The 12,691-nt window shown below is 37.8% G+C and carries 12 protein-coding genes; 1 reads left to right on the top strand and 11 read right to left on the bottom strand.

Annotation, left to right across the window (positions count from 1 at the left end; translation table 11 throughout):
• Nucleotides 1–18 precede the first annotated feature (18 nt).
• From H4J38_RS11750 to H4J38_RS11800, 11 genes are all read right to left on the bottom strand, one after another.
• Nucleotides 19–1,284, bottom strand: coding sequence for a M28 family metallopeptidase (locus tag H4J38_RS11750; protein WP_182131979.1), 1,266 nt, complete (start codon nt 1,282–1,284; stop codon nt 19–21).
• A gap of 184 nt (nt 1,285–1,468) precedes the next feature.
• Nucleotides 1,469–2,017 (bottom strand): YaeQ family protein, encoded by a 549-nt coding sequence (locus H4J38_RS11755; protein WP_182131980.1) that lies wholly within the window; start codon nt 2,015–2,017, stop codon nt 1,469–1,471.
• 113 nt (nt 2,018–2,130) lie between these two features.
• Nucleotides 2,131–2,550, bottom strand: coding sequence for a VOC family protein (locus tag H4J38_RS11760; RefSeq protein WP_182131981.1), 420 nt, complete (start codon nt 2,548–2,550; stop codon nt 2,131–2,133).
• A 396-nt stretch (nt 2,551–2,946) separates the two neighbouring features.
• Nucleotides 2,947–3,606 (bottom strand): endonuclease III, encoded by a 660-nt coding sequence (gene nth / locus H4J38_RS11765; protein ID WP_182131982.1) that lies wholly within the window; start codon nt 3,604–3,606, stop codon nt 2,947–2,949.
• 39 nt (nt 3,607–3,645) lie between these two features.
• Nucleotides 3,646–4,350: an electron transport complex subunit E gene (locus H4J38_RS11770; RefSeq protein WP_182131983.1), complete on the bottom strand. Its 705-nt coding sequence runs from the start codon at nt 4,348–4,350 to the stop codon at nt 3,646–3,648.
• A complete protein-coding gene (rsxG, locus tag H4J38_RS11775; protein ID WP_182131984.1) occupies nt 4,347–4,988 on the bottom strand; it encodes an electron transport complex subunit RsxG in 642 nt (213 codons plus the stop codon). The genes H4J38_RS11770 and rsxG overlap by 4 nt, the downstream gene beginning before the upstream one ends.
• On the bottom strand, nt 4,988–6,052 hold the full coding sequence (rsxD, locus tag H4J38_RS11780; protein ID WP_182131985.1) for an electron transport complex subunit RsxD: 1,065 nt from the start codon (nt 6,050–6,052) through the stop codon (nt 4,988–4,990). The genes rsxG and rsxD overlap by 1 nt, the downstream gene beginning before the upstream one ends.
• Nucleotides 6,053–6,061: 9 nt before the next feature.
• The gene (gene rsxC, locus H4J38_RS11785) at nt 6,062–8,455 is read right to left on the bottom strand and encodes an electron transport complex subunit RsxC (protein WP_182131986.1); all 2,394 of its coding nucleotides are present in this window, start codon (nt 8,453–8,455) and stop codon (nt 6,062–6,064) included.
• 12 nt (nt 8,456–8,467) lie between these two features.
• A complete protein-coding gene (gene rsxB, locus H4J38_RS11790) occupies nt 8,468–9,022 on the bottom strand; it encodes an electron transport complex subunit RsxB (RefSeq protein ID WP_182131987.1) in 555 nt (184 codons plus the stop codon).
• The gene (rsxA, locus tag H4J38_RS11795; protein WP_182131988.1) at nt 9,022–9,603 is read right to left on the bottom strand and encodes an electron transport complex subunit RsxA; all 582 of its coding nucleotides are present in this window, start codon (nt 9,601–9,603) and stop codon (nt 9,022–9,024) included. The genes rsxB and rsxA overlap by 1 nt, the downstream gene beginning before the upstream one ends.
• A gap of 226 nt (nt 9,604–9,829) precedes the next feature.
• Nucleotides 9,830–11,716 (bottom strand): EAL domain-containing protein, encoded by a 1,887-nt coding sequence (locus tag H4J38_RS11800; RefSeq protein ID WP_182131989.1) that lies wholly within the window; start codon nt 11,714–11,716, stop codon nt 9,830–9,832.
• A 485-nt stretch (nt 11,717–12,201) separates the two neighbouring features.
• On the opposite strand from H4J38_RS11800, the gene rimP reads away from it, so the two are divergent.
• The gene (gene rimP, locus H4J38_RS11805) at nt 12,202–12,663 is read left to right on the top strand and encodes a ribosome maturation factor RimP (RefSeq protein WP_182131990.1); all 462 of its coding nucleotides are present in this window, start codon (nt 12,202–12,204) and stop codon (nt 12,661–12,663) included.
• The last annotated feature ends 28 nt before the right edge of the window (nt 12,664–12,691 follow it).

The following is a 12,691-nucleotide window of genomic DNA, read 5'->3' on the forward strand; positions in this document are numbered from 1 at the left end:
GCTTTAAAGATAAATACTTTAGAAAATTTTACCGTTAGCACGTACTTGTGCTTTATCAATACGGGTTGGTGTTACCGTGCCGTCAACAAGCGATTGTGTTGCCGTTGCTAGCGATTCAATAACTTTGTGCATTGATGATAAATCTAAACTGCTAATGTCGTCAGTCACTTGATGATAATGCTGGTCTTTATCGAGCTGCGTACTGCTAAAACTGTGGGCAGGAACACCTAGTCGCGCTAAGGTTGCATTGTCTGAGCGATAAAATAATCCTTGTTCAGGATATGGGTCTTGATGTATTTGGGTGTTAAGAGCAGCTAGCTTTTCATTAAGTAATGTACCCAAGTTTGAACGTTCCATACCCGTCATCCAAACGGTTCCAGAACCAAACTTTGATGGCTTACCAATCATTTCAATATTGATCATGGCAACTACATTGTCAGGATTAAGTTGCTGCGAAAAATATTTAGAGCCAAAGCCACCAATTTCTTCAGCGGTAAATGCACTAAACATTAACGTGCGCTTGTTATCACCTTTATTTGCGTAATATTGCGCTAAATTTAATACTGCAGTCGTGCCAGACGCGTCGTCATCAGCACCATTATAAATCTGTTTACCATCTTTAGTGATGCCCAAATGGTCATAATGTGATGAGTATAAAACAATGTCTTTTGGGTTTTTTGTCCCCGGTAATACACCAACCACATTGGTTAGCGATTGTTCTGTTATTTTTGCACTGGCGTTAACGCTATAAGTTTTAATCTCACTTTCGTCACTTAACACCATTACAATAGCACCAAGATGTTCGAGTGACAGCTTAGTTAAACCACGATTGAAATAGCCCTGATAAGCTTTAAAAGTTTTAGCATGAGCGTTGTTAATAATGACTAAGTGTTGACCGCCTTGTTGGTTTAACTCAGATAATATTTTACGCATATCATCATCTTTACCAACTATATGGCTTTGTGCATTACCTAGTTGCCAACTTAACTGTTCTATTGTTGTTGCTATCGCTAAGTGTTCTTGACTAATTTCCTTTGTATTTAACATAACGCTAAGTGCTTCCGGTAGAATTTGATTTACCGTAAAACGTTGTAAAAAACTGCTGTTATTAGTTGTCGAAAGATGAGTTTGTAACGGTTGTAAGCCAATGTCAGCAAAACGTTTAGCAATATAGTTGGCAGCTTGATCAATCTCAGGACTGAAACTTGCCCGACCCTTTAGATCGTCAGCGGCTAAATAGGTAATATCTTTAATAACTTGTTCTGACGGTATTATTTCTGCCATGCTGTAAAATGAGCTAAAAATAGTGAGTGTCGCAAGTAACGATTTTAGCTTAAAATTACTGAGATTATTGTTAAATTTCATCATCATATTTATGGGTATTGCCGTGGTAGAGTTATTATTTAAAAGTTTACTATTGGAGAACTGCAAACAGTTAATCAGGATTTAGAATTAACCCATAGTAAGCTTAATTTAATTTATTTTGTTTAAGTTTATTAAGTTCAATCAATAGAGATTCTTCACCGCAGGTAAGCCAGAATTGACCATCTTGTATACTGACTTGAAACTCCATAGAGCGATCGGCTAATAGTTCCAATGCTTGTGCTGTTTCTTCACTGAAGCTCTCGACTGATAGTTTATTGAGTTGATTGAGTTTGCTTTTAGATAGCTGCCACCAAGTATCTACACTACTGCCATAACAATAGAGTTTAACTTCTTGTGCGCGGTTACAGGCTTTTTTAAGGCGTTTTTCATCGAGTTGCCCAAGCTCAATCCATAGTTCAATAACTTCACTATAATTAATGCGCCAAATCGCAGCTTCGTCTTCGTCACTCACACCTTTGCCAAATTGCAGGTTTTCACTGGCGTTTAGTACATAAGCGATGAGTCTGATCATCATACGACGATCGTTTTCAGAAGGGTGCTGCGCTATGGTTAATTGAATAGTGTCATAATAGTTACGATCCATATCAGATAAATGGATCGTCGCTTTATTGATGGTAGATTTTAAGGCCATGAAGATTCAGAGTAATATTTTGATTAATTAATTCAGTATATTAACGTTTATTAAGCGCTTGTGATAGCAACTTATAATAAGTGAATTAATTAATCTCTACTTAAAGGGCTTTTTTACCAACTACCTGAGTTTTCCATACTTAACCAAGGTTCTTGCGGCGTTAAACGCTCACCTTTTTGTAATAACTCAATTGAGATATTATCGGGTGATTTAACAAATGCCATATGGCCACAGCGTGGTGGTCGGTTAATAGTAATACCTGCAGCCATAAGTTTTTCACATAAGGCATAGATATCATCAACTTCAAAAGCTAAGTGGCCAAAGTTTCTACCGACAGTATACTCCTCTTCTGAGTGCCAGTTATGGGTAAGCTCTATTTCAGCAGCGCCGGGCTCAGTTGCTAAAAATATTAAACTAAATTTTCCTTCTGGGATGTCAACACGTCGAGTTTCAATTAAACCTAAATGCTTAATATAAAAATCGAGTGATTTATCGAGGTCAGTAACACGAACCATAGTATGTAAAAATTTCATAATTTACTCATCAATTTTATCTTTAAATTCAAAAAGATCTTCTATAATACAAGATCTGCAACGGGTATTTCGAACCACTAATGTGCATCATAACTATATAGCTAATAGTAAGCATCGACTAAAACTCTTTTGGTGCCAATTCTAAACGTTTCAATTCAACTTATTCCACATTTTGTGGTTTAGGTCATCATTTCCTACTTTGGAGTTTTTCTTCCTTGGGAAAATTGGAATGGTATTTTATCACGTATTTTGCGATAGAAATGGTATCAAAAAAATGGACAATGCAAATAAGAATTTGAAAAACGGCCTTGAATCTATTTATGATTGAATTCGAAGACCGCTTAAAGACATTATGTATCATTGGCTAGTATACAAAATCTATTATAGGTTTAAATATTAATCAGTCTTATCTTTAAAGTCGCATAAATCTTCGATGATACAAGATCCGCAACGAGGCTTTCTAGCAACGCAGGTATAGCGGCCATGAAGAATTAACCAATGATGTAAATTAAAGAAGAATTCTGTTTTTCTTGGCGTGTGTTTGACAATGTTCTTTTCTGTTTCTTCGACTGTCTTACCTTTGGCATAACCAGTTCGGTTGGCGACTCGTTGAATATGAGTATCAACAGCAATAAAGTATTTACCTTCGTTATCTTTTAGCCAGCCAAAGGCGGTATTAAGTACCACATTGGCGGTTTTTCTGCCAACACCGGGTAGGGCTTCAAGCGCGGCGCGGTTTTCAGGTACTTGCCCGCCATGCAGGTCGATTAGCATTTGGCAGGTTTTAAGGGTATTTACGGCTTTGGTATTAAATAAACCAATGGTTTTGATATAAGATTTCAAGCCGTCGAGACCAAGGTTAAGTATTGATTGAGGTGTATTGGCGACAGGGTAGAGTTTGTCAGTGGCTTTGTTGACACTAACGTCTGTGGCTTGAGCCGATAATAAAACCGCAATTAATAGTTCAAATGGGCTTGAAAAATTAAGCTCTGTCGTCGGAGTAGGATTGTTGTCTCTTAACCGAATTAACATTCCTAATCGTTTTTCTTTATTCATCAGGTTTATTTATCTTTATTTTAATTTAAGTGCGCAGAATTAACTTTCAAAGTTTACACGAACACGCTCAATGGCTTGTTCGAGTTTTTTAGGTTTAGCTTGTGCTATTTTACTATCAATAACGTTCTTACCAGCGATTAAAAACCCCATGGCAATAAACGCACCTGGCGGTAATATGGCTAATAAAAATTGGCTATCAAGATGGTAAATTTGCACTTTTAGCTCTGTTGCCCATGGCCCTAGAAGTAGGTTTGCGCCATCAAATAACGTACCTTGTCCTAAAATCTCACGTATAGCACCTAATACCATTAAAACGGCTAAGAAACCTAACCCCATCATCAACCCATCAAAACTGGCTAGTTTTATGGGTTTTTTTGAAGCGTAGGCTTCAGCACGACCAATAATGGCGCAGTTGGTAACAATAAGTGGAAGGAATATTCCCAACGACTGATATAAATCGTAAGTGAAGGCGTTCATTAGTAACTGCACACAGGTTACAAAGGTAGCAATAATGAGCACAAAAATTGGAATACGAATTTCTTTTGGTACCCAATGCCTAATCGCAGATACTGTTGCGTTTGAACAAATAAGTACAAACAATGTCGCAATGCCTAAGCCTAATGCGTTAACAACAGTTGAGGTTACCGCCAGTAACGGGCAAAGACCAAGCAATTGCACCAAGCCAGGATTATTTTTCCATAAACCTTGCCAAGCTAACTCTTTATATTCGGGATTTATTTTCATAGTTCAGCTCCACAATTACTCGCGGTATTAAAAATAACTTCTTGATTCGCCTGAAAGTAGTCGATTGTTTTTCTAACTGTTTTTACCACAGCTCTAGGTGTGATGGTGGCGCCAGTAAATTGGTCAAACATGCCGCCATCTTTAATAACTGCCCAGCGATTATCATTGTCATCAAGAACTTTTTTCCCAGCAAATGTTTCTATCCAATCACTTTTTCTTAGTTCAATTTTATCACCCAAACCAGGGGTTTCTTTGTGTAATAAAGTTCTAACGCCACTAACACTGCCATCAATGTTGATGGCGATTAATAATTCAATATTGCCACTATAGCCATCGGGTGCAACTGTTTTAATAGCTGCAGCCGTTGGAACTTTATTAAGTCGAGCACGATAAATAACATCGATTAATAAGTCTGTATTGTTGTTAGCAGGTGATAAAATGCAGTCACGAAACATTTCATTATCATGGTTACTTGTTTTAATAACTTGATTTAATTGTTTTATTAATTGTTGTTGGGCTTGAAGTTCAATGCGATCTTCTGTGAGTAACTGCACTAAAGCAACTGCCGCTGTACAGGCAACAGCGAATAAGCCCAATATTTTTGAGTTTTTACTAATTGCAGGGGTTAACTCAGACACTATTTTTTCACTCCTAACTTGTGGCCATAGGTGCGAGGGCGGGTATATTGGTCAATTAATGGTGCAGCCATATTACAAAGTAAAACTGCAAAAGCGATGGCATCAGGGTAGCCACCAAATTTTCTGATCAGATAAACTAATAAACCAGCCAGCGCGCCGAATATTAGTCGGCCTTTAACACTAGTTGCACCAGACACTGGGTCAGTTAAGATAAAAAATGCGCCTAACATAGTTGCACCTGTAAACCAGTGAAACATGGTTGAAGTACTGCTGTCAGGGCTAATAATAAAGCCAATAAAACTGCAGATAAATAAGCTTAATAAGAAGCTAAACGGTGTGGTCCATTGTATGGCTTTTTTAAATAGTAAAAATATGCCTCCGAGTAAAAAGCCAGCATTAATCCATTCCCAGCCGACGCCAAAGTGCTTACCTATGGTTGGCGCTTGCATACTTTCAACGACTGTTAATCCCAAAGTGATGTTAGTTTTAACGGTATCAAGTGGGGTTGCCATGGTAAAGCCATCAATGTGAGTGCGTATTTGTTCAACTGAGTAACCTTGGGGTGTATAACCAGTGAAAATAACCGCAAGTGTGTCGGTTAATTGTATATCCATGGCCAGTAAAGATAGTGGTGGTTGCCATTGAGTCATTTGCAGTGGAAATGAAATTAACAACATGACATAAGCAGCCATAGCTGGGTTAAACGGATTATGTCCTAAACCACCATAGAGTTGCTTAACCACAACGATTGCAAAAAAACTGCCGATGATGGTTATCCACCAAGGCGCTAGGGCAGGTAAACTTATGCCCAGTAAAACCGCAGTTAATATGGCGCTACCATCAAATAACTGAGTCGTTATTTTCTTATTTCGTAATGACAAAACAGTAAACTCAGCAACAATTGCTGTAATTACTGCTAAAAGGATATGAATTAAGTTACCCCAGCCAAAGAAGTACCATTGTGCAAAAATGCCAGGAATCGCGGCATAGATAACTAGCCTCATCAGGGCAGATGTTTCACTTTGTTGATGATTATGAGGGGAACTTGCTATCCAAAATGCCATGGTACTCAATTACTCTGAAGTTGATGATTTATCGGATGAAGCAGCCAGCTTTTTTGCTTTCGCTTTAGCGATTGCAGCTGCAACTCGCGCTTTTTTATTTGCCACAGTATTTGCAGCAATATTGGCTTGTGATGTCAATTCGCTAGCCTGATTACTTTCTATTGTGCTTGATGTTGCGTCTGAACCTTGCTGAGACTTTTCGGCTAATTTTTTTGCTTTTGCTTTAGCCACCGCAGCAGCAATTTTAGCTTTTCGGTCGAGGTTCAATGTGTCGTTTTGACTCGCAGGTTGTGGTTTGCTTTGCTGTTTATTTTCGCTAGCTTCTGCGCTGTTGTTAATTTTACCTGATGAAGTAATATCTTTTGCTTGGTGGGCTTTTTCATCGATAGCAGTTTCTTTAGCGTGTACTTCAGGTTTTAAAATCTCAGTTGTTGCCTCAACATTGTTAGCTTCGATCACGCTGGCTTGGATATGGTCAGCCTGAGTGTTGGCACTGTTTGATACGGGTTCTGCTTGGCGTTTTTTTGCCTTAGCTTTAGCAATAGCGGCTGCAATTTTAGCTTTTTTGTCGATAACAACTGGAGCTGCTTGTGATGATGTTAGTGAGCTTGTTGATTCATTGTCTTGCAGCGTATCCAAAGAATCGATTTGTGCTTGATTTTTTTGTGCTAATTTCTTCGCCTTTGCTCTTGCGATTGCATTAGCTACTTGGCTTTTACTCTCATCAATTTGATCAACTTGGGTTACTGCTTCAGCCGTATTCTCTGCTGTGTTTTTAGCCATAGCATTTTCAGCAGTACTTTCAGTAGAACTATCAGTAGTATTCGCGTTTATACTTGCTTGAGCTTTTTTTGCTTTTACGCGGGCCAGTGCGTCAGCTACTGCAGATTTTTCTGATTTTGCAGCTGTTGTACCGGCATTCATTCTGGCTTTTCGAGCTTCGGCAGCTTTTTTATGCTTCTCTGCACGAGCAATTTTTTCGCGTTCAAGCCTTTGCTTACGTGCTTCAAATCTTACTTTGGCTTTTTCAGCTTTGATATCAAGTAATTTTTGTTGACGTATTTCGGCTTTTGCAACGCGATAATAGTGCACTAACGGGATTTGGCTCGGACAAACATAAGCACAAGCGCCACATTCAATACAATCAAAAAGGTTAAGCTTTGAAAGCTGTGGTTGATCTTTTGCTTTCGCACTCCATTGTAATTCTTGTGGTAGTAATTGCGCAGGGCATACATCCGCACATTGACCACAGCGAATACATTCTACTTCTTTACTGCTAGTCGATGAAAAGGGTGACGCTATTTCAATTTCACTGGGTGCTAAAATGCAATTGGTGCTTTTTATCACCGGAATTTGATCGTGAGGCAAACTAAATCCCATCATAGGACCGCCCATGATCAAATGCCTGTTTTTAGAATTGTTGTAGCCACATTGACTGGTTAAAAAACCAACCGGAGTACCAATAAGTGCCCATACATTTTGCGGTTTTTCTAGCGCTTGCCCGCTAACGGTAACAACGCGTTTAATTAGAGGAGTATCGTTAATAACAGCATCAGCAATAGCAAAACAAGTGGCAACGTTTTGCATTACTATACCTAAGGAACTTGGTAAAACACCACTCGGGACTTCTTGACCCGTTAATATTTGTATAAGCTGCTTTTCGCCACCGCTGGGATATTTTGTTGGAATAACACAAACTTGAATATGGTCAATATCCGCAGTGGCTTTTTTTAAGGCATCAATGGCTTTAGTTTTATTGTCTTCAATGCCGATAAGAATATTTTTCGGATTCAACAAATGGTCGACAATTTTAATACCATCTAAAATAGTAGGGCTATGTTCTTGGATCAGTAAATCATCAGCAGTGATATAAGGTTCACACTCAGCAGCATTGATAATTAAATAATCTATTTTAGCTAAGGTGCTTACTTTAACTTGCGTTGGAAAGCCTGCGCCTCCCATACCTGAAATACCAGCATTCGCTATTTTTTCTAAGATTTTCGCTTTGCTTAATAATTGAAAGTCAGGACAAATATGACGTTGTTTCCAAGTGTCCTCACCGTCAGGTGTTAATATTACGCAAGTTTCACTCAAGCCAGAAGGGTGAGGAATAGCCATCGACTTAATTGCGGTAATTGTTCCACTAGTCGGTGCATGAATAGGTAGCGACATCGGGGTATCACTGGCACTTAATTCTTGCCCTTTAAGCACCTTGTCGCCAACCTTGACAATTAAGTCGCCTGCTTGGCCAATATGTTGACGAATAGGGATAATTAACTGTTCAGGAATTTGCGCACTTGCAATGGGTTTGGTGCAAGTGAGAAACTTTTGCTCAGGCGGATGTATGCCGCCATGAAACTGCCAAAAATTTCCTCGTTGTATACGTTCAATTACCGATTCCACCCAAACCTCTTCTTAATCTATCTGTGTTACTGGAATACTATTTAAATCCCATTGCCAGTTTTGTGTAGTTGTGGCTACTGGGATCATCTCTATACAATCTACTGGGCAAGGAGCAACACATAAATCGCAACCAGTACACTCGTCAGCAATTATTGTGTGCATTTGCTTGGTTGTGCCTATAATGGCATCAACGGGGCAGGCCTGAATACACTTAGTACACCCAATGCAGTCTTCTTCAATGATAAAAGCAACTTTAGGTGAATTATCTGTTTCGTGATTTCCATCAAGGGGCTGAACTTCTACCCCCATTAAATCTGCTATTTTTTTGATGGTGTCTTCACCACCTGGAGCACACTTATTTATTGCTTCGCCGTTGGCAACTGCTTCTGCATAGGGTTTGCAGCCAGGGTAACCACATTGGCCACATTGTGTTTGTGGGAGTAGTGCGTCTAATTGCTCAGCAAGTGGATCACCAATGACTTTAAATTGTACAGAGGCAAAGCCTAATAAGGCGCCAAATAAAGTGGCAATAACACCGACGACTAATATTGCGATGAGTGTGCTCATTAAAACTTAACCAATCCAGTAAAGCCCATAAATGCTAACGACATTAAACCAGCAGTGATCATGGCAATCGCCGAACCTTTAAACGGTGTTGGTACATCGGCATTGGCCAATTTTTCACGCATGGCTGAAAACATGATTAATACCAATGAAAATCCAACTGCAGCGCCGAAACCATAAATAATTGATTCGAAAAAATTATGTTGTTCATAAAGGTTTAATAGTGCTACACCAAGCACTGCACAGTTGGTGGTGATCAGTGGTAGAAAAATACCTAACAATCGATATAAATTAGCACTGGTTTTATGAACTACCATCTCGGTAAATTGCACAACAACAGCAATCACTAAAATAAAGGTCATTGTGGTTAAATACTCTAGCCCTAGAGGTGCTAAGACATAACTATTCACGATATAACTTAATAAAGAAGCTAGTGTCATGACAAATGTTGTCGCAAACGACATGCCTATGGCAGTTTCAGTTTTAGACGACACGCCCATGAAAGGGCATAAGCCAAGAAACTTAACCAATACAAAGTTATTTACTAATACTGTGCCAACAAGTAGCAAGAGATAATCAGTCATTCGATCAATATATTACCGTGAAAATTCGCACTATTATCCGTGTTTATCTAGCAATAAACAACATATGAAGCGTAGGGTTATTCATTTTAATGTCTAGTTATTTAAATGTGTTGATAAAACTGTATTAAAGTTAATCAATAGCGTGATAATTAAATCGTTTTTAAAAGTCCATAAAAATAAAAAGCCACTATGTTCTAGTGGCTTTAGTTGAGGTTTTTATAAGAAATTATACTGAAGATATGGTTCTGGGTTTACCAATATAGAAACCCTGGCAACCATCAACAAATAGTTTTTCAAGCATAAATTTTTCTTCTTGGCTTTCAACACATTCTGCCAGTACGCTAATACTTAATCTATGCGCTAAATCAACCATTAAACGCATAAAATATTGATTGTTTTTATCTTCGTCGATATCACGCGTATAGGTGCTATCCATTTTTATAAAGTCAGGCTTTAAATCTCTAAAAAATTTAAAAGAAGTTAAGCCTATACCAAAGCGTTCAACAGTAATGCGGGCGCCTACACGATGGATCATATCAATAAAGTTTTTGCTGGTTTTTATATTTTGTTGTAAACCACTTTCAGTAATTTCAAAGACAAGCTTTGAGGCAATAATCGAGTCACGCAATAACCTTCTTTCTAACCAAATAAGGAAATGACCGTCGTTAATCGAACGTGCGCTAACATTAATTCCAAAAAAATTATCTTGCATGTTTCTATTTGTAATTTCTTTAATTGCCGCTTCTATAATCATTTGATCAACAGCTACGATTTTATCTAGTTTTTCAGCCATCGCAAAAAAAGAGGCTGTTGGTAAAATATCATCATTACTATTTAAAAAGCGTGTCAGAATTTCTCCGTAAACTCTGTTGTTAGGGGTACTTGGCTTGATCGGTTGTACAAGTAAGTTAACTCTTTGATTGGCAATTACACTATCAATTTCTTGACGCCAATTTTGGTTGCCGTAACTGGCGCTACTATTGTCTAAAATACTGGTGTCAGTCTGGGCATACCAAGCGTTAACGTTTTGTGTTTGTGCGACACTAATACCTGTATCCGCTAAGGCTAATAATTCACCTAATGGTTTGTCATTATCAAAATAAACTAAACCTGTATAGCCAACAGAGTCTAAATCTGACGCTTGCTGATATTTATTGAAGTTTGCGGTGAGTTCTGTAGCAAATGCTTCGGCACTTTTTAAACTAATATTAGGAATTAACGTTGCAAAGTCAGAGCTGTTTAATCGAAATACCTGCGCACCTTTATAACGACTGATAGCATTTTTCATAATATCTGCAACTTTACGAATATAATTATCACCTTCATTGTAACCATGAATTTGATTAATGGTTTGTAATTCAGAACAACGAGTAATGGATAAAACACCGAAATCAGAACGGCTATCAGCATTTTCAAAAAATTGTACAAAGCGATTACGGTTTTCTAATTTTGTGACGGGTTCAATATAGGCGTCTTTTTCTAATAAGGCTGTTGCAGAAATTTTATTTGCAATGAGTACTCTAAGGTCTATTAAGCTTTGTTTGACTTCAGGTAAAGCAATGTCATCACGGCTAACTTCATCAGCGCTGTCTTTACCCGCAATAATCAGAGCAAGGTCACGTTTAACCTGGTTATCAATTTTTCCTGCAAATCGACGAGATTTTGCAATACTCAATGGTGCTGCAAAAATAGAGAATAATAGTGTAATGATAAATACAGCTAGCACAGTAGTGTGCAAAAAGGTTAAGTCATTATTAACATCTAATTGAAATTGTATGATTAAACTTGAATTTGGCAATTTGACTTGGCTTACTGGCGCTAAAATAAATTCGTTTATAAACGTAAGCTTTTGCTTTTCGTTAACAATGACTTCACCCTTAATATCTATAATGTTTATAAAATGATAGTGATGAAACTTGGGGAGTTGTTTAGTTAGAGTCTCACTTTTTCCAAAATCTATTTGTTGGTCTAAAGTCAGTAAAACTTGTTGATGTTGACTTTGTTGCTCAGAGATTTGTGATGCTAATAGCACAGCACCAGCAAGGGCTACGCTGACACTAAAACCTAAAGCAAAAATAAAGTTTTTTAATAGTAATTGAGAATATGTATACATATAATTCCAAAGTGCCTGTGTGCTGTTATTAAGGTAGCAAATGAATCGCCGCTAACGATTTTTAACATAAACTACACTAATTTACTAACTATCTGATTATGTCGCAATAATTATTATATTAATATTCGTTAAAATAACAGCTATTCTTTTCTCTTTTGCACTATTAGTTTACAATTAAAAGCTTACACTAGGTGTGAAAATTAACTTGCTATAAAAATAGCAAGTCTATATAATTTGCGCAGCTTGAATATAGCAATATCTCACTGAAAAGATTTTTATAGAAGTTTAATAACTATCTAAGATATTGTTGTACAGAACCAAGAGAGTTATTGCTTGGTTTACATCGTGGGTTCAGTGAATAAGCCCCGCGTATTGGGGCTTTTTTGTATCTTAACTTTGTGAAAAGATGCAATAGCAGCAAGGTGTATCGCTGGGCTTTATGCCCTTTTTTTGTTTCTGGACTCTTCCAAATTGGAGAAAAGTGATTGGCTAAATTTGAACACAAATTAACCGCAATGTTACGTCCTGCCGTTGAAGAAACGGGTAAGGAATTATTAGGCGTTGAGTTTATCAGTGCCGGCAACCATTCGGTTTTGAGATTATTTATCGACCATGAAAATGGTATCGATGTTGATGACTGCGCTGAAGTCAGTCGTCAAGTAGGGGCCATTCTAGATGTAGAAGACCCCATTAGTAGTGAATATAGCTTAGAAGTTTCATCACCTGGGCTTGATCGTCCACTTTTTGACAAAGCGCACTTTGAGGCGGTTGTTGATGAAACGGTAGAAGTAAAAATTTCAATGCCATTGAATGGCCGTCGAAAATTCAAAGGCAAATTAGTTGCCGTAGATAACGACAGTTTAATTGTAATGGTTGATAACGAGGAATATGAACTTGTTATCAGTAACATAGACAAGGCTCACCTTGTTTTTAACCATCGTAAATAAATTTAAAATACTGAGAAAGGCTAACTAG

Origin of the sequence: Colwellia sp. BRX10-3 (assembly GCF_014077505.1) — a bacterium.
GTDB lineage: Bacteria > Pseudomonadota > Gammaproteobacteria > Enterobacterales > Alteromonadaceae > Cognaticolwellia.

Coding starts and splice junctions, on each gene's coding strand:
- H4J38_RS11760 (WP_182131981.1), bottom strand. CDS start 2,550: ATGAAATTTTTACATACTATGGTTCGTGTTACTGACCTCGATAAATCA.
- H4J38_RS11750 (WP_182131979.1), bottom strand. CDS start 1,284: ATGGCAGAAATAATACCGTCAGAACAAGTTATTAAAGATATTACCTAT.
- H4J38_RS11755 (WP_182131980.1), bottom strand. CDS start 2,017: ATGGCCTTAAAATCTACCATCAATAAAGCGACGATCCATTTATCTGAT.
- H4J38_RS11800 (WP_182131989.1), bottom strand. CDS start 11,716: ATGTATACATATTCTCAATTACTATTAAAAAACTTTATTTTTGCTTTA.
- rsxD (WP_182131985.1), bottom strand. CDS start 6,052: ATGGCATTTTGGATAGCAAGTTCCCCTCATAATCATCAACAAAGTGAA.
- H4J38_RS11770 (WP_182131983.1), bottom strand. CDS start 4,350: ATGAAAATAAATCCCGAATATAAAGAGTTAGCTTGGCAAGGTTTATGG.
- rsxA (WP_182131988.1), bottom strand. CDS start 9,603: ATGACTGATTATCTCTTGCTACTTGTTGGCACAGTATTAGTAAATAAC.
- nth (WP_182131982.1), bottom strand. CDS start 3,606: ATGAATAAAGAAAAACGATTAGGAATGTTAATTCGGTTAAGAGACAAC.
- rsxB (WP_182131987.1), bottom strand. CDS start 9,022: ATGAGCACACTCATCGCAATATTAGTCGTCGGTGTTATTGCCACTTTA.